Annotated in this window: 13 protein-coding genes and 2 pseudogenes; 6 read left to right on the top strand and 9 right to left on the bottom strand. The window is 68.2% G+C overall.

Annotated features, from left to right (window positions below):
* Positions 1 to 4: 4 nt before the first annotated feature.
* The 5 genes and pseudogenes from QSK17_RS04505 to QSK17_RS36050 form a co-directional block, all read left to right on the top strand.
* On the top strand, positions 5 to 1,489 hold the full coding sequence (locus QSK17_RS04505; RefSeq protein WP_285703101.1) for a sodium/solute symporter: 1,485 nt from the start codon (positions 5 to 7) through the stop codon (positions 1,487 to 1,489).
* A 184-nt stretch (positions 1,490 to 1,673) separates the two neighbouring features.
* Positions 1,674 to 2,006, top strand: a complete 333-nt coding sequence (locus QSK17_RS04500; protein WP_285703100.1) for a DUF485 domain-containing protein — start codon at positions 1,674 to 1,676, stop codon at positions 2,004 to 2,006.
* Positions 2,003 to 3,613, top strand: a complete 1,611-nt coding sequence (locus tag QSK17_RS04495; RefSeq protein ID WP_285703099.1) for a monocarboxylic acid transporter — start codon at positions 2,003 to 2,005, stop codon at positions 3,611 to 3,613. Before QSK17_RS04500 ends, QSK17_RS04495 begins: the two co-directional genes overlap by 4 nt.
* 176 nt (positions 3,614 to 3,789) lie before the next feature.
* Positions 3,790 to 4,344 (top strand): TetR/AcrR family transcriptional regulator, encoded by a 555-nt coding sequence (locus QSK17_RS04490; protein ID WP_285703098.1) that lies wholly within the window; start codon positions 3,790 to 3,792, stop codon positions 4,342 to 4,344.
* 162 nt (positions 4,345 to 4,506) lie between these two features.
* Positions 4,507 to 4,578: pseudogene (locus QSK17_RS36050) on the top strand (hypothetical protein); the annotation flags it as partial.
* A 90-nt stretch (positions 4,579 to 4,668) separates the two neighbouring features.
* On the opposite strand, the pseudogene QSK17_RS04485 reads toward QSK17_RS36050, so the two are convergent.
* From QSK17_RS04485 to QSK17_RS36045, 5 genes and pseudogenes are all read right to left on the bottom strand, one after another.
* Positions 4,669 to 6,093 (bottom strand): annotated as a pseudogene (locus QSK17_RS04485) (WS/DGAT/MGAT family O-acyltransferase); the annotation flags it as partial.
* 255 nt (positions 6,094 to 6,348) lie between these two features.
* Positions 6,349 to 7,536: a sulfite oxidase gene (locus QSK17_RS04480; protein WP_285703096.1), complete on the bottom strand. Its 1,188-nt coding sequence runs from the start codon at positions 7,534 to 7,536 to the stop codon at positions 6,349 to 6,351.
* Between the two features lie 186 nt (positions 7,537 to 7,722).
* Positions 7,723 to 9,423, bottom strand: a complete 1,701-nt coding sequence (gene polX, locus QSK17_RS04475) for a DNA polymerase/3'-5' exonuclease PolX (RefSeq protein ID WP_285703095.1) — start codon at positions 9,421 to 9,423, stop codon at positions 7,723 to 7,725.
* 226 nt (positions 9,424 to 9,649) lie between these two features.
* Positions 9,650 to 10,624 (bottom strand): aldo/keto reductase, encoded by a 975-nt coding sequence (locus tag QSK17_RS04470; RefSeq protein WP_285703094.1) that lies wholly within the window; start codon positions 10,622 to 10,624, stop codon positions 9,650 to 9,652.
* A gap of 131 nt (positions 10,625 to 10,755) precedes the next feature.
* Complete coding sequence (locus QSK17_RS36045) at positions 10,756 to 11,058, bottom strand: DUF6193 family natural product biosynthesis protein (RefSeq protein WP_352231760.1); 303 nt, start codon at positions 11,056 to 11,058, stop codon at positions 10,756 to 10,758.
* A gap of 392 nt (positions 11,059 to 11,450) precedes the next feature.
* Here QSK17_RS36045 and QSK17_RS04465 point away from each other — a divergent pair, with 392 nt between their 5' ends.
* Positions 11,451 to 12,071 (top strand): hypothetical protein, encoded by a 621-nt coding sequence (locus QSK17_RS04465; RefSeq protein WP_285703093.1) that lies wholly within the window; start codon positions 11,451 to 11,453, stop codon positions 12,069 to 12,071.
* A 195-nt stretch (positions 12,072 to 12,266) separates the two neighbouring features.
* Here the strand turns inward: QSK17_RS04465 and QSK17_RS04460 are convergent, their stop codons facing one another.
* The 4 genes from QSK17_RS04460 to QSK17_RS04445 form a co-directional block, all read right to left on the bottom strand.
* Positions 12,267 to 13,445 (bottom strand): hypothetical protein, encoded by a 1,179-nt coding sequence (locus tag QSK17_RS04460; RefSeq protein ID WP_285703092.1) that lies wholly within the window; start codon positions 13,443 to 13,445, stop codon positions 12,267 to 12,269.
* Between the two features lie 356 nt (positions 13,446 to 13,801).
* Entirely contained in the window at positions 13,802 to 14,155 is a 354-nt protein-coding gene (locus QSK17_RS04455; protein ID WP_285703091.1) for a winged helix-turn-helix domain-containing protein, read from the bottom strand.
* Positions 14,152 to 14,886 carry a hypothetical protein gene (locus tag QSK17_RS04450; RefSeq protein WP_285703090.1) on the bottom strand — a complete coding sequence of 245 codons (735 nt, stop codon included), beginning with the start codon at positions 14,884 to 14,886 and terminating at the stop codon, positions 14,152 to 14,154. The genes QSK17_RS04455 and QSK17_RS04450 overlap by 4 nt, the downstream gene beginning before the upstream one ends.
* Before the next feature lie 442 nt (positions 14,887 to 15,328).
* Positions 15,329 to 15,643 (bottom strand): thioredoxin family protein, encoded by a 315-nt coding sequence (locus tag QSK17_RS04445; RefSeq protein ID WP_285703089.1) that lies wholly within the window; start codon positions 15,641 to 15,643, stop codon positions 15,329 to 15,331.
* Positions 15,644 to 15,678 lie beyond the last annotated feature (35 nt).

The raw sequence follows: 15,678 nt of genomic DNA, 5'->3' as shown, positions 1-15,678 counted from the left end.
GGCCGTGAGCCCCGCCTACGGCGTGACCGCGGTCGTGCTGGTGCTGCTCGCGGCGGTCCTGATCGGCGCCTTCGGGATCCGGGTGTCCCGGACCACCTCGGACTTCTATGTCGCGTCGCGTACGGTGTCGCCGCTGTGGAACGCCTCGGCGATCGGCGGGGAGTACCTCTCGGCGGCGTCGTTCCTCGGCGTCGCCGGGCTGATCCTCACCTACGGCGCGGACATGCTGTGGCTCCCGGTCGGCTGGACCGGCGGCTACCTGGTGCTGCTCGTGCTCGTGTCGGCTCCGCTGCGCAGGTCCGGGGCGTACACGCTGCCCGACTTCGCCGAGGCGCGGCTGGAGTCGATGGTGGTGCGGCGCACGTCGAGCGTGCTGGTGGTGCTGATCGGGTGGCTCTACCTCATGCCGCAGTTCCAGAGCGCCGGGCTGGTCTTCCGTACGGTCACGGGCGCGCCCACCTGGGCGGGCGGCCTGCTCGTCGCGGTGGTGGTCGCACTCAACGTGCTGTCCGGCGGCATGCGGTCGATCACGTTCGTCCAGGCGTTCCAGTACTGGATCAAGCTGACCGCGCTGGCCGTGCCGCTGGCGTTCATGCTGATCGCCTGGCGCTCCGACGGGTCGCCCGGTCTGCCGCCCGGCGACCCGTGGGCGCTGCCGCTGCACGGCCGCGAGCACCCGGTGTACGCGACGTACTCGCTGATCGTGGCCACGTTCCTCGGCACGATGGGCCTGCCGCACGTGCTGGTCCGGTTCTACACCAACCCCGACGGCCGGGCGGCCCGCCGGACCACGCTGCTGGTGCTCACGCTGCTCGGCGCCTTCTATCTGATGCCCGCGGTGTACGGGTACCTCGGCCGGGTGTACGGACTGCCCGCGACGGACGCCGTCGTGCTCACCCTGCCGGGGCGGCTGATCGGCGGGACGGCGGGGGAGCTGCTGACCGCGCTGGTGACGGCGGGGGCGTTCGCCGCGTTCCTCTCGACGTCGTCCGGGCTGGCGGTGTCGGTCGCGGGGGTGATCGCCCAGGACCTCATGGGCGGCGGGGTGCGGCCGTTCCGGCTGGCCACGGTCCTCGCGGTGACCGTGCCGTTCGCGCTGGCGGGCATGGCGCGGACGCTGCCGGTGGCCGACGTGGTCGGGCTGGCCTTCGCGGTCGCCGCATCGTCGTTCTGCCCGCTGCTCGTGCTCGGCATCTGGTGGCGGCGGCTCACGACGGTCGGCGCGCTGGCCGGACTCCTCACAGGGGGTGGGCTGGCCTGCGCCGCGGTCGCGGCGACCATCATCGGCGGGCCGTACTCGGGCTGGCCGGAGGCCCTGCTGGCCCAGCCGGCGGCGTGGAGCGTGCCCATCTCCTTCACCGTCATGATCGTCGTCTCGCTGCTGACGCCGTCCCGGGTGCCCAGGAACGTGGCCAGGACGATGGTCCGGCTGCACACCCCGGAGACGCTCGACGTGGACCGCGGTGACTGGCGGCCGCGCTCGGCCTGACCCCGGTCTCCTCGCCGGTCCGTCCTGACCGCTGGGCGCATTGATAGGACCATTCGCCGCACGCCGTACCTGCTTGACCGCCGTGTGGCGGCGGCTCACCGAAGAAACGGCACGGGCGTCTCGTCGCGGGGTACGGTCCGCTCCTACGCTCTGCGTGATCCAGATCACAGCCGTGGGAGGTCGTGTGACGACTCAGCAACATGACGCGTCCGTCTATGAGGAGATACAGGCGAGTGAGCGGTTCCGCGAGCTGCGGAGCCGGTTCCGGCGCTGGGTCTTCCCGATGACCGTCGCGTTCCTCGTGTGGTACGTGCTTTATGTCATCATGTCCGGCTTCGCGCGTGGCTTCATGGGCACGAAGCTGTTCGGCAACATCAACGTCGCCCTTGTCTTCGGCATGCTGCAGTTCGTCTCGACGTTCCTGATCGCCTGGGCGTACTCGCGGCACGCCGCGACGAAGCTGGACCCGCTGGCCGACGAGCTCCGTCACGAGGTCGAGGAGAAGACGTCCGCATGAAGCACGAGACCCTGTCGACGATCCTGTTCGTTCTCTTCGTCGCCGGCACGCTCGGCATCACGTTCTGGGCCAGCCGCAACACGAAGACCGCCGCGGACTACTACGCGGGCGGCCGCTCGTTCAGCGGTCTGCAGAACGGCCTGGCGATCGGCGGCGACTACATGTCGGCCGCGTCGTTCCTCGGCATCGCCGGCATCATCGCGCTGTCGGGGTACGACGGGTTCCTCTACTCGATCGGCTTCCTCGTCGCCTGGCTGGTGGCCCTGCTGCTGGTCGCCGAGCTGATGCGGAACTCCGGCAAGTTCACGATGGCCGACGTGCTCGCCTTCCGGATGAGCCCGCGCCCGGTGCGCACCGCGGCCGGCGTGTCCACGATCGTGGTCAGCATCTTCTACTTGCTCGCCCAGATGGTCGGCGCGGGCGCGCTCGTCGGCCTGCTGCTCGGCGTCCACTCCGAGGCCGGGAAGATCTGGACGATCATCGCGGTCGGCCTGCTGATGATCGTGTACGTGGTCTTCGGCGGCATGAAGGGCACCACCTGGGTGCAGATCGTCAAGGCCGTCCTGCTGATGACCGGCGCCACGCTGATCACGCTGCTCGTGCTCGGCAAGTTCGGCTTCAACCTCTCCAGCCTGCTCGGTGAGGCGGCCGCGAAGAGCGGCAAGGGCGACGCGCTCCTCGAACCCGGTCTGAAGTACGGCACCGAGGCGCAGGGCATCGCCGGGAAGATCGACCTGATCAGCCTCGGCCTGGCCCTCGTCCTGGGCACCGCCGGCCTGCCGCACATCCTGATCCGCTTCTACACCGTGCCCACCGCCAAGGACGCCCGCAAGTCCGTCCAGTGGGGCATCGGGATCATCGGCGTGTTCTACCTGCTCACCCTGGTGCTCGGCTTCGGCGCGGCGGCGCTGGTCGGCGGCGAGGCGATCAAGGCGCAGGACAAGGCGGGCAACACGGCCGCGCCGCAGCTCGCCGAGGCGGTCGGGCGGGAGATCTTCGGCGAGGTGGGCGGCACCATCCTGCTCGCGGTCATCGCGGCGGTCGCGTTCGCCACGATCCTGGCGGTGGTCGCCGGCCTGACCCTGGCCTCCTCGTCCAGCTTCGCGCACGACCTGTACGCCCACGTGTTCAAGCGGGGCAACGCCACCGAGCGGCAGGAGGTCGTGGTAGCCCGGATCTCCGCCTTCGTGATCGGCGCGGTCGCGATCGCGCTGAGCATCTTCGCCCAGTCGCTCAACGTGGCCTTCCTGGTCGCGCTGGCCTTCGCGGTGGCGGCCTCGGGCAACCTGCCCGCGATCCTCTACAGCCTGTTCTGGAAGAGGTTCAACACCGCGGGCGCCGTCTCGGCGATCTACGCCGGCCTGATCACGTCCGTCACGCTCGTCATCTTCTCGCCGGTGGTCTCCGGCGCGCCGACGTCGATGTTCCCCGACAGCGACTTCCACTGGTTCCCGCTGTCGAACCCCGGCATCGTCTCGATCCCGGTCGGCTTCCTCGCCGGCTACCTCGGGACGATTCTCAGCAAGGAGTACAACGCGTCGAAGTACGCCGAGATCGAGGTCCGCTCGCTCACCGGTGTCGGCGCGGAGAAGGCCACCGAGCACTGACCCCGGGGCGATGATCCGGGTCCGGTGACACCGGTCAGGCCCGGCCGCGGGCGGCGCAGTCCCCGCGGCCGGGCCGTTCCCATGCCCGGCGCCGCCCGCGCGCCGGAGCGGGGGTGAAGGAGCACCTGTCCGCCGCGAGATGGTACGGCGGATCTCCTGTGGTTATCGTCGGTTTCGTGTACCGGCAGACGGCCAGAACCAGGATTCTCGACGCGGCCGAGGAGCTCTTCTCGGGCGGAGGGTATGACGCGACCCCGACGGCGCGGATCGCGGAACTGGCCGGGGTGCCCAAGGGTCTGCTCTTCCACTACTTTCCCCGCAAGATCGACGTACTGATCTCGCTGGTGGACGAGCGGACCCTGGTCACCGAGCACGACGTCGAGGAGGACGCCCCGGCGGCGCCGGGCGACGCCGCGGGAGCCCTGTCCCGGCTGGCCCGCCGGATGCCGCTGCACGCCTCACCCGCGATGCGGCGGATCCTGTTCCGCGAGGCCGACACGCACGGCTCGATACGGGACCGGCTGCACCGGCTCAACGCGGAGATCATCAGAAGGGCGCGGTTCGCGCTGGAACTCGCCAGACCGGGCGGCCGCGGCGACGCGGCGAGGCTGGAGGCCGCCGCCGCCACGTTCGCCGCCGTCCTGCTCTACCAGGAGAGCCTCTGCCAGCTCACCGGCCATCACATCGACCCGGACGCGGTCGCCGAGCTGATCGCCCACGCGCTGGGCTGACTCGCCGCCGTCTCCGCCGCCATCTCCGCCGCCGGATCAGGCGGGGACCTTCTCCATGGTTTCGCGCTCCATGGCTGCGCGCGCCCCGGGCTCGGGCCGGGCGGTCCGCGGTTCGGCCGCGCGCGGCTCCCCGCCCTTCGCGTTCACGCCCTCGACTTCCCCGTGCTTTGCTTCCGCGGCTTCCTGAGCCGCGCTGTCCTGAGTCGCGCTGTCCTGAGTCGCGCCGTCCTGAGCCGCGCGGTCCTGAGTCGCGCCGTCCTGAGTCGCGCCGTCCTGAGCCGCGGCCTCCAGCTCCGCGGCCTTCTCCCGCTTGGCCAGCGTGGTGAGCTCCTCCATCGCCTCGTCGATGTGGCCGATCAGGCTCCACACATCCGGCACCCGGTCAGGGCAGGCCACCACGCCGAGGTCCAGCCGCCCGTCGTACGAGATGCAGGTGATGCTGAGCGCCCCTGTGACGTCGGTCAGCACGGACATCGGGTAGTACGACAGCACCCGGGCCCCGCAGAGGTAGAGCGGGAACGGCGGACCGGGAACGTTGGACACGATCAGGTTCACCCCGGTCCCCACCATGCCGGCGAGCCGGAACAGCACAGGCGTGGCCAACGCGGAGAACGGCGCGGGGAACATCGCACAGACGTCGCTGAGCCAGGTGGCGGGCGACACCGCGAAACGCCGCTTCGCGGCCAGCATGGCCGAGCGCACCGACGACAGCCGCTCCTTCGGGCAGTCCACGTTCGTCGCCAGCGGAGTGATCATCGCGGAGATCTGGTTGCCGATGGTCTCGCTGCCGCGCGCCTTGCGGACGGCGACGGGGACCGCCGCGATCAGCGGCTGGTCGGGCAGCGAGTCGCAGGAGATCAGCCAGCGGCGCAGCGCGGACGCGCACAGCGTCATGACGACGTCGTTGACACTCATCCCGAAGGTGCGGGAGACCCGCCGGATCTCACCCAGCGGGATCGAGCCGAAGGCGAAGCTCCGCTCGCCGGAGATGACCCCGTTGAACGGGGTGCGCGGGGCGGCGAGCGACGGCAGCTCGGGCCGGGGCCGTTCGTCGCCGAGCAGACGCCGCGTCGCGCGGGCGACGAGACGGGCGCCCGGCAGGGCCGAGGCGAGGGGGACGGCGTCGAGGTCGGCCACCACCCGCGTGAACGACCGCAGCGCCGCGACCGGGTGGACGACCGAGCGGGCCAGCCCGCCCGCCAGCAGGCCGATCTGCTCCGGCGTCCGCTCCGCCGGGACCTCCGGAGGCATCTCGACCAGGCGCGGCTCGGGGGAGATGTCCAGCAGGGAGGCGAGGATCTCGGTGCCGGACACACCGTCGATGGCGCAGTGGTGGACCTTCATGTAGAGCGCCACCCGGCCGTCCGGCAGCCCGTGGATCAGATGCATCTCCCAGAGCGGCCGGGCCCGGTCCAAGCGGCGCGCGTGAATGCGGGCGACGTGCTCGGCGAGCTGGTCGTCGTCGCCGGGGGCCGGCAGCGTCGACTCGTAGACGTGGTCGCGCAGGTCCAGGTCCGAGGCCTCGACCCAGTACGGCCGGTCGAGCGCGAAGGGCACGTCGGCGAGGCGCATCCGCAAGGGAGGCGCGAGGTGGAGGCGCTCGCGCAGCAGGTTGATCAACCCCTCCCAGGTGACCGTCCCGGTGGGCGCGGACGCCGGATCGAGGATCGCCATGCCCGCGACATGCGACGCGGTCGTATGCGACTCCGCGCTCAGAAACTGCGTGTCGAGTGGCGTCAGCTGACGCATCGGCAATCCTCCCTGCTCGCCGCCATGCTCCGTGGCGGACGATCATCGTCCGCTTCCGGAGTGTGACCATCATCTCCGCGCCGGGTTACCGCCGCGTTTCCCGCACGTCTCCGGGGAGTGATTTCAGACGAGCGTGACCCCGGCGTGGAGCCGGGAAAAGGCCACGGGAGCGAGACCAGTGCAGGTCGGACGCGCCTCACCTCTCCTGATGCAGGTGAGGTGGCCTCGTGGTGACATTCCCGTTCGACGGCTCTTCTAGTGCCGCTCTTGGCAATCTTTGTCCTCGGTCACCGTGACGGGGTGTCCCACGATCCCGTCGTAGAGGTAGCCCAGCGTGTTGCAGGCCGTGCGCGACGGCTGGGTCGCGCCGGTCTCGTCGGTCGCCCGGGCCTGGAGGACGTACGGGCCGGGCTCCTCCGGGAACCAGGCGATGTGCCACGGCGCCCAACCGGCGGCCACGCCCCGGCCGCGGATGAGGGCACGCAGCCACGACCGGCCGCCGTCGACGCTGACCTCCACCTTCACGACGCGGCCGTTCCCCGACCACGACCTGCCGCGCAGGATGTGCCGGCGTCCGGCCTGGAGCGTCGCGTTCCAGGGCAGCTCGAAGGCGCTCTTGACCACCTGCGTGGTCAGCGGCTCCTCCGACTGGCCGGGGCCGAGCATCCGGTAGAGGTCGGTGCTCCAGGGAGACGCCAGCGGGGTGGTGGAGACCTCGATGGCGCCCAGCCACTTGATCGAGGCGATCCCGGTCCAGCCGGGGACGATCAGCCGGGCGGGGAAGCCGTGGTCGAGCGGCAGCCGTTCGTCGTTCATCTCGTACGCGAGCAGCACGTCGTCCAGCACCTTGGCGATCGGGAGCGGGCGGCGGACGTGGCCGAGGTTCACGCCGTCGTGGACGTACTCCGGGTCGAGGCCGCTCGGCAGGACGTCGACGGCGTCCTCGCGGAGCCCGGCTAGCGCGAGGATCGCGGCCAGCGGCACACCGCGCCAGCGGGCCACGCCGATCGCGCCGAGCCGCCACGGCGTGCCGGGGGTGTGCAGGCCCTGCTGGGAGGCGAAGAAGGCCCGCCCGTTGCCCGCGCATTCGATCGCGACGTCCATGGTCCGCGCCGGCAGTGCGAGCAGTTCGTCGTACGTGAAGTCGCGGGGCGAGCGGAGCCCCGACCCGTGCACCCTGAGCCGCCAGGCGTCGACGTCGATCAGCGGGGTCGAGGTGTGGTTCCTGACGAAGAACCGGTCGTTGGGCACGTGGTAGCCCCGCCCCCGCATGGCCTCCCAGCGCATCTCGGCGCAGGTGCCGTATACGTCGAACAGCTCGGGAGGCACCGGCTTGACGAAGGGCCGCCCGGGCTCGGTCCCCGGGATACAGCGGATCTCCCCGCGCGGGCGCGGGACGCGGACCTTGGAGACGGACGTGCCGGTCGGGTCATCGAGAGCCATGTGGACCACCCTCCTCGATCTTCACCTATTTCCTACCAGGAAACCGTGAATCCTGTGGCGCGGCCACGACCTCTGGGCCCGCGGGGCGAGATGTACCGGCGCGGCGGCCTCGACGCCTGCCGACGAGCGCGGAGTCATCCGGCTGCCGGCGCCAGGGAGTCCGCCTACCGGCGCCGGGGTGTGCGGCTACCGGCTGTCGGGCCCGCGGCCGACGAATGCGCGTAGGCGGTCCAGTGGCCAGGTGTTGATCACGTCGTCGGTGGTCAGCCAGGCCCGTTGGGCGATGCCGACCCCGAATCGCTGGTTGGCCAGGTGCGGGATCGCGTGCGAGTCGCTGTCGATCGAGAACTTGACGCCGTGGTGGCGGCCGAGCCGGACCAGATCGGACGGGAGATCGGCTCGGTCCGGGAACGAGTCGATCTCCATGGCGGTGCCGGTGCGCGCCGCCGCCCGGAACACCGCGTCCCAGTCGGCGTCCACCGGGGGCCGCTTGCCGATCTTCCGCGTGGTCGGATGGCCGATGATGTGGACGTTGGGGTTCTCGCAGGCGGCGATGAACCGGCGGGTCATCTCGTCGCGGCTCTGGCCGAAGTGCGAGTGGACGGACGCGACGCATATGTCGAACCCCTCCAGGATCTCGGGCGGCCAGTCCACGGAACCGTCGGGGGCGATGTTGAGCTCGGTGCCGTGCAACAACCGCATGTCGGGATATCTCCGCTGCAGCGTGGCGATCTCGGCCCGCTGCTGGAGCGCCTTCTCCAGCGTCATCCGCTGCATGACCAGGTCGGGCGCGTGATCGGTGACGGCGTAGTAGGCGTAACCCCGGCGCGCCGCCGCGGCGACCATGTCGTCCAGCGAGGCGATGCCGTCGGTCAGGTTCGTGTGCGTGTGCAGGTCGCCCCTGAGGTCGCCGAGCTCGACCAGCCGGGGGATCCGGCCCTCGATCGCGGCCTGGACCTCGCCGCCGTCCTCGCGCAGCGTCGGCGGCACCCACTGCATGCCGAGCGCGTGATAGATGTCCTCCTCGGTCTCGGAGGCGATGACGTGCTCCTCCCCGTCGAACAGGCCGTACTCGGAGAGCTTCCACCCCCTCTTCACCGCCATCTCGCGGATGCGGACGTTGTGCTCCTTGGAACCGGTGAAGTAGACCAGGGCGGCCCCCCACGACTCGGCCGGGACCAGGCGCAGGTCCACCTGGATGCCGCGATCGGTCTGGACCGAGGTCTTGCGGTCGCCCCGCGCGATCACCTCGGTGACGTACGGCTGCGACGCGAAGGCGGCCATCAGCTCGACCGGGCCGACGGCGAGGATGTCGACGTCGCCGATCGTCTCGCGCATCCGCCGGAGCGAACCGGCATGGGTGATCCGCTCGGCGGGCAGCGACGCGATGACCCGCTCGGCCAGATCCACGGCGATGCCGAGGTGGACCCGCCGGCCCGACTGCTCCAGCTGCTCGACTCCCTTGAGCAGGTTCTCCTCGGTCTTGGGGCCGAAGCCCCGCAGCCCGGTCAGCCGCCCGCCCCTGATCGCCTCGGCGAGGGCCGCGGGGGAGTCGACGCCGAGTTCCTGGAACAGGAACAGCGCCTTCTTCGGCCCGAGCGACGGGACCTTCGTGAGCTCGCGCACCCCCTCGGGAACGACGGCGCGCAGATCGTCGAGCTGGCGGAAGCTGCCCCGCTGGAGGAACTCCTCGACCTTCTTGGCGATCGCCTCGCCCACGCCGGGAATCCTGCGCACGTCCGTCTGGCGGAGATCCTCGGGGAAGCCGGCGATCGACTTCGCCGCCTTCTGATAGCTCCGCACCCGGAACGCGTCCCCGCCGTTCAGGGCGAAGAGCTCGGCGTACTCCTCGATGGCGGCAGCCGCCTCGTCGTTCGACCGTCCCATGCCAGCAGCGTACGGCGTGCCTCCGACAATCTTCCCTCCCGCCTGCCGCCGGCCTGGACGGTCACCCCCGGCGGAGCGGAGAGAGCGGAATCCGCTCTGGGAAGCGGCCCGCGGCCATGCCGTGCGGCATGACCGTCGTCCAGAGGCCGCAATGCCGTCAGGCCGGGCCACCCGGCCGGGACGGACGAACGGCGCCCGCGCCGGGACGACGCGGGCGCCGCGCGGATCAGAACTGGACGGCCCGCGCCTGGTAGGGCTCCTCCAGGTAGGACATCTCCTTGTCGGAGAGTTCGAGGCCGGTCGCCGCCAGCGCGTCCTCGACGTGGCGCTCCTTGGTGGCGCCGACGATCGGCGCGGTCACGCCGGGCCGGTGCAGGAGCCACGCCAGCGCCACCGACGCCGGTGCCACGCCGCGATCGCGCGCCGTCTCGGCCACCCGATCGATGATCGCCGCGTCGGCCGCGCCGCCGTAGAGCTGCTCCTGCCGCGCGCCATCCCCTACCTGGCGTACGGTGTCGGCCGGCGTACCCGCGCGGGCGAGCAGGCCCCGGGCGAGCGGGCTCCACGGGATCAGGCCGACACCCTGGTCGAGACACAGCGGGATCATCTCCCGCTCCTCCTCGCGGTAGACGAGGTTGTAGTGGGGCTGCATCGCGACGAATTTGGTCCAGCCGTTGCGTTCGGCGGTGTTCTGGGCCTTGGCGAACTGCCAGGCGTACATGGAGGAGGCGCCGATGTAGCGGGCCTTTCCAGCGCGGACGACGTCGTTGAGGGCCTCCATGGTCTCTTCGATGGGCGTCTGGTCGTCCCAGCGGTGGATCTGGTAGAGGTCGATGTAGTCGGTGCCGAGGCGGCGGAGTGAGGCGTCGACGGCGGCGTGGATGTGCTTGCGCGACAGTCCCCAGTCGTTCTGGGCGGAGCCCATGGGGAAGTAGACCTTGGTGGCGACGACGTAGTCTTCGCGGCGGGGGAAGATCGCGCGGAGCAGGTTGCCGGTGATCTCCTCGCTGACGCCTTGGGAGTAGACGTCGGCGGTGTCGAAGAAGGTGACGCCGCCGTCGGCAGCTTTGCGGACGATGGGTTCGGCCTGATCCTGGGGGAGTACCCAGCCGCCCCATTTGTCGGGGTCGCCGTAGCTCATCATGCCGAGGCAGATCCTGCTGACCTTGAGGCCCGTGTTGCCCAGCCGTACGTAATCCATGCCGATCACCCTAGGTTCCGTCCGGTCGTGATGGACATACGGGCCAGCTGAACGAACTCTGCGAGGAGCGGCGGTGGCAGGTCATCAGGCGGCCACGTCCCTTCAGCTGGAGTTTGTCCTTCAATACTCGTCTATGCGGGCGGCGTAGCCGCTTCGTGAGCAGCGAGGTCTTCAGGGCTGCCGACGAATGCCGGTCCACAACCGGGTGGAAGACGTTCCACCACCATCGTCACGGCTTGTGCTGGCGTAGCCGCCCATCCCACCGTCTCGCTGCGGAGTGGACCGGATACCTGGTAGCTGCCCTGCACAGCGGGGACGATGTAGGGGATATCCCACGTCCATCGAGGGTCCGTACAGCGGCTGAAGTGCAGTTCTCCCATGCCCGTCCACGGCAGCAACTGCCGCAGGCGAGGCTCGGCATATGCGGCCTCCAACAATTCGGGACGTACGCGTCCATCAGCGCGAACATTGTGCCGGCTCAGTCATGCGCGCGGTCGGCGCCCGGGAAATAATCCTTTAGGATTCCTGACCATGATCGCTTGGGCCAGTTACGCGGCGGACGACTGATAGCTATTGGGGCCGCGACGGCAGGCCGGTCTCGTTGACGGCGAGATTCTCCGGACGGCGGCGGCACGGCAGGACGTGAAAGGCGTTGGCGTGGAAAGGGGTCCGGTCCCCGCACCACTGAAGCTCATGCGAGGGCGGGGACGCGTCGGCCGGCGTCGCGAGAGCGAATAGGAGCTTCGAGAGCGGTACGAGAGATTATCGCGACCGCGGCCTGCCGTGGCGGGCCAGTAGAACCCTTGCGAGCACATAGGAGGCGCACATGAACATCGGCAAATGGATATCGCTCGTCGCGGCGGGGGCTGTCATGTCGGTTGCGGGGTGCGGGCAGACGACTGGTGCCGTGGCGAGCGCTTCCGAGGGTCCCGGGAACATCGCCATTCATAAGGAGGAGCAGACCGAGTACTCCTTCAAGCTCCAGAATAGCAACATGACGGTTGATGACCCTGAAACGTACAACGCCATGATCAACCTGGCCGACGGCCGGCGGGTGGCGATGTTCTACCGTCGCGGCACGGGCCTCATGGAGCAGCGCTACAGCCCCCAGGCCGGAGGGTGGACCAAGCCCCGCGCGATCTTCCGCACGGAGTTGGATCCCTGCCAGGGCATCTCGATGCGCACCACGGTCGGGACCGTGGCCGTGATCGCCGACTTCGGGACATTCTGTTATGACGGTGAACCGCCGATGGAGTCCATCGCCGCCGTCAGCACGGGGAACTTCCAAACGTGGGACATCCACCTCATGAAAGGTATCGACGGCTGGGAGCGGTCCTCCATCTCTCGGGACGGAACTTCGGTTTCCTTCATCCAGGAAGGCTGGAGGATCCTTCGCTGGAATTCCGGTCGGGGATTCTTGGGCGTGAAGTCCCTGCCCGAGTCCTAGGCGGTCCTGGCCGCGAACGTCGCTGGCGGGCGGCTAGCGGGGGCGAGAGAGTCCGCGTTCGTAGTTCTGCGCCTCGACTATTTGATCGGCGCTACTGGTCCCACAACAACTTCCAGGATTCCCGCGGATCGCCTCAATCCCACGATGCGTGAATTACTTTAGCTCTGCGCCATAGAGTCTCGGAGCGGTAGGTGATCATTTTTTAGGGAGCGGTGGTAAGAGTGATGGGCGCAGCATAAATGAGTCATACTTCTGTTTAGTTGAACTTGGATAGACGATGATCATCGCGTCTTTGTTTGTCTCGACGTAGCCGCCGCGCTCGCTGAGTCGCACACATGATCCAGTGCGCACATCGCCGATATAAACCGGCTGGCCCTTGTCCATGGCGTGCCAGGATACTAAGTCCCCTGAAATGTTGATGTCGTCGATTTCTTTGTCTGGACCTTCGTCGAAGATGGTGCGGGGTTCGTCCCAGCCGACTCTCCAGGCGCGGGCCGTCTGAAAGTTGCTCTCGATCCATGCGAGCGTCGAACCACTAGCTACTAGCTGTCCTACTTGGCCAACTCCTTGCAGACCTTGCGGTGTCTCTACGGGTGATCCAGTCTGTAGTGAGGCGGCACGGAACTCCAAGCCACCATTGGATGGAACCTCAAGCCAAATAATTAAATCGCCAACTATTCGCGCTGTGTGAATTTTGCCACGAGCAATCACCGTTTTTCTATCCGTGGCTAAACCGTATAGATAGACTTCGGTGGTGTCGCGATCTATTTTCTTGCTCCATACAGCCTTTCCGGAAAAGGCGTCGACAAGCGGGTATGGGACGTTGGTATCTTCATCTAGCGTCCTATTCTTGCGAGATGCACTGTCCCAGGCGTGAACCGACCAGTCATGATAGGAGGACAGGGAGTGCTGGATTGCAAAAACAAACCAGCGGCCGTCGTAGGCTCCATCTACTTGCTGGTCGCGATCGGAGTGCTCCATCTTGTATACCGTTGACCAGGAGCCACTTTTCCAATCAAGTTGGACGATTTCCTCATTTATTGGAGCGCCGGTGTATTTGTCGGTGCCGGTTTCCAGTTGGCCGAATACCGCAGAGCCGTCAGGTCCAACCGATGTGGGTCCAACCTGGCCGCCTGTAGTATTTGTGGGAATTTCTCCCTTTGTTATCGAATTACGCCAAGAGGCGGGAAGATCGACTTCGCAGTTAAGGAGCTTTTCCTGGTAGGCGGGAGATGAAGCCTTCTTTTTGGGTGCGGAGTTAGCCTGATATATCGATGTCGACTGCGGTTCCGGCGTGCAGCCGATGCCACACATCAGCACCGCCAGTGCCATGATTCGTCTACCAGACAAAGCGAAACCCTCCATGGTCTGCATCTGGAACGTCTAGGGACAGTAGAGGCAGAGAGTGCGCAGAAGGGCCATTGTTGCGTATGCCGTCAGGCCGAGTCAGGTGCTTCGGTGAGTTATCAGGGGAGGGGCGAGGTAGGACTCTGCGTCGGAGTAGTGCATGGGCGGCGCGGGCCGGGACCGGCCGGAGAGTCGCACGCCGGGCCCGCTGGTGTCCCGGAGCACCGCGAGCCGCCGCAGGCGGGTCGCCTCGCCCCTGTAATGAAAAGGCCGCGTACGCGGCCGCACTTCACGTGGCCACGTACGGAGTGCCCGCAGGTGTCAGTTCATTGGATGGAGCGGGACACGCGAAAGAGCGCCGATGTCGATGGGGTGTTTCAGGGCTACGGCTCTCCCGCGTCCAGGCGGTGGACAAGCCTGCGGAGCGCCTGAATCTCGGCCTCCAACGCGCGCTTGCCCTTTGTGGTGATCGAGACCCACGTACGGGGACGCCTGCCCTCGTAGCCCTTGTGCATGGCGATCAAGCCCGAGTTTTCGAGCACCTTCAGATGCCGCGAGAGGTTGCCGTCGGTGACCGCGAGCTGGTTCTTGAGGAAACCGAACTCCACCTGACCGGCTTCGCGAGCGATCGAGAGGATGCCGAGCCGTACGCGCTGGTGGACGGTGTCGTCCAGCGCATACGTCGGATGGAGCGCGTTCGCGTCACCGGGGTCCGCGGGTGAGGTGTCCGCTTTCATGTGGTTGTCGTGATCAACGCGGTGGTGTGTGGTGCCCTTCGCGGTCGCCCTGATCTCCATTCGGCGAAACCCGCGACGAGCAGAACCGCCGTCAGCAGGAGTGCTTTGAATTGCGGGCCGTCGGTCCAGCCCGGGTCGGCGGGGTATGCCCACGGGAGCCAGCCGGTGCCCCACGACGCGGCAAGGTAGGCCGACAACAGTGCGGCGTGGCACAGTCCCGCCATGGCGGTGATCCAGCGGCGTTCGAGAAGGCCGAGGACCAGGAGACCCACTCCCACGAGGTACCACGGGCAGGCGTAGGCGTTCTCGATGAAAGTCGCGTTCCCCGGCTGCCCGCGGCTGAAGAAGAGAGCGAGGAACGCCGCCACGACGAGCGCGAACGTGACACCCATGGCCCAGAGCCATGACCCCCGGCGGGGCAGGATCCCCCGGATTTCGCCACGATGGCGATACCAACGAGCGAACGCCAACCAGACCAGAGGCAACACGGCGAACCAGATCCCCCAGGCCACGAATCGCAGGACCGCCCCGTCGAACTCATGGGCGTCGCAGGGAGCGCCGGGGATGTGGGCGACGCACAGTCCCTTCAGCTCCGCGTAGGCGAAAGCCGGATAGGAGAGCACGTTCCGGCCGTGCGCGCCGAAGTTGTAGGCGTAGCGGGCGACGGGAACCGCCGCGAGCGACATGAGCCCGAAGCCCAGCAGCGGCACCCACGAGCCTCGCAACTGCATCCGCGCCCTTGATCGCAAGGAGTCGGTCTCCGCGAGCAAGGCGCCCGGTTCCCGAGGCCACGCCCCTGGCTCTTGGGAGTCGGCCATGGCAGGTGTGTCCACGCGGTATCCCCCATCGTTCGTACTCGGAGTCTGGACAGCGGGCACAAGGTGCCGCCGGTCGTCAACTTTGTATCGCAAAGTACTTGGCAGTCAAGAGTGACCACAGGATGAGAGCGGTGCGTAGGACGGCGCGGGCCGGCACCGGCCGTTGATCGCGGTGTCCCGTTTTACGGCGCGGTCGCAATCAGTCGATGAACAGGCGCCGGACGGTACGTACGGCAGGATGTCCAGAATGGCGGCCGGCGTCAGTGGCGCGGATGCCCCGGCTACGCGTGGAAGGGCGCGGGCAGCAGCCCCGCCGCCCGTGAGACACGGGACGCGTGGTCACGCGACCGTCAGGTCACGTGTCGTCGCGTTCCCCCGCTGCCAGGACTGCGCGAAGTTCGGCCACCGACGGGGCCCCGGAGACGCCTCCGGCATTCCGGTACAGGCGGCACGCGAGCCCAGCGGGTTGTCCGGGCTCGGCGAAGGGGTCGAGTCCGTCGACCAGGATCGTGGGCGAACCGTGCATGCCGAGTGCTTGGGCCTGGTTGTGGTCGGTGACCACCTGACAGGTGATGTGGACATCCGGTCGTCCGGAGAGCGCCTCGGCCAGGCGTGCCTCCAGCAGGGGCAGGTTGGGGCAGTCGGGGACTGTCAGCAGCGTCACGTCCATGACCTCACCCTAGTTCTCTGTCGTTTCGGATCTGA

Origin of the sequence: Microtetraspora sp. NBRC 16547, assembly GCF_030268965.1 — a bacterium.
Taxonomy (GTDB): Bacteria; Actinomycetota; Actinomycetes; order Streptosporangiales; family Streptosporangiaceae; genus Microtetraspora.
Note: the sequence above shows the minus strand (reverse complement) of the source record. Positions and strands in the feature narration are given on the sequence as shown.

What these genes read in the sequence shown, in the direction of transcription:
- QSK17_RS04495 (WP_285703099.1), top strand. Translation starts at nt 2,003, where the DNA reads ATGAAGCACGAGACCCTGTCGACGATCCTGTTCGTTCTCTTCGTCGCC.
- QSK17_RS04480 (WP_285703096.1), bottom strand. Translation starts at nt 7,536, where the DNA reads ATGGCTCTCGATGACCCGACCGGCACGTCCGTCTCCAAGGTCCGCGTC.
- polX (WP_285703095.1), bottom strand. Translation starts at nt 9,423, where the DNA reads ATGGGACGGTCGAACGACGAGGCGGCTGCCGCCATCGAGGAGTACGCC.
- QSK17_RS04470 (WP_285703094.1), bottom strand. Translation starts at nt 10,624, where the DNA reads ATGGATTACGTACGGCTGGGCAACACGGGCCTCAAGGTCAGCAGGATC.
- QSK17_RS04465 (WP_285703093.1), top strand. Translation starts at nt 11,451, where the DNA reads ATGAACATCGGCAAATGGATATCGCTCGTCGCGGCGGGGGCTGTCATG.
- QSK17_RS04460 (WP_285703092.1), bottom strand. Translation starts at nt 13,445, where the DNA reads ATGCAGACCATGGAGGGTTTCGCTTTGTCTGGTAGACGAATCATGGCA.
- QSK17_RS04455 (WP_285703091.1), bottom strand. Translation starts at nt 14,155, where the DNA reads ATGAAAGCGGACACCTCACCCGCGGACCCCGGTGACGCGAACGCGCTC.
- QSK17_RS04450 (WP_285703090.1), bottom strand. Translation starts at nt 14,886, where the DNA reads ATGCAGTTGCGAGGCTCGTGGGTGCCGCTGCTGGGCTTCGGGCTCATG.
- QSK17_RS04445 (WP_285703089.1), bottom strand. Translation starts at nt 15,643, where the DNA reads ATGGACGTGACGCTGCTGACAGTCCCCGACTGCCCCAACCTGCCCCTG.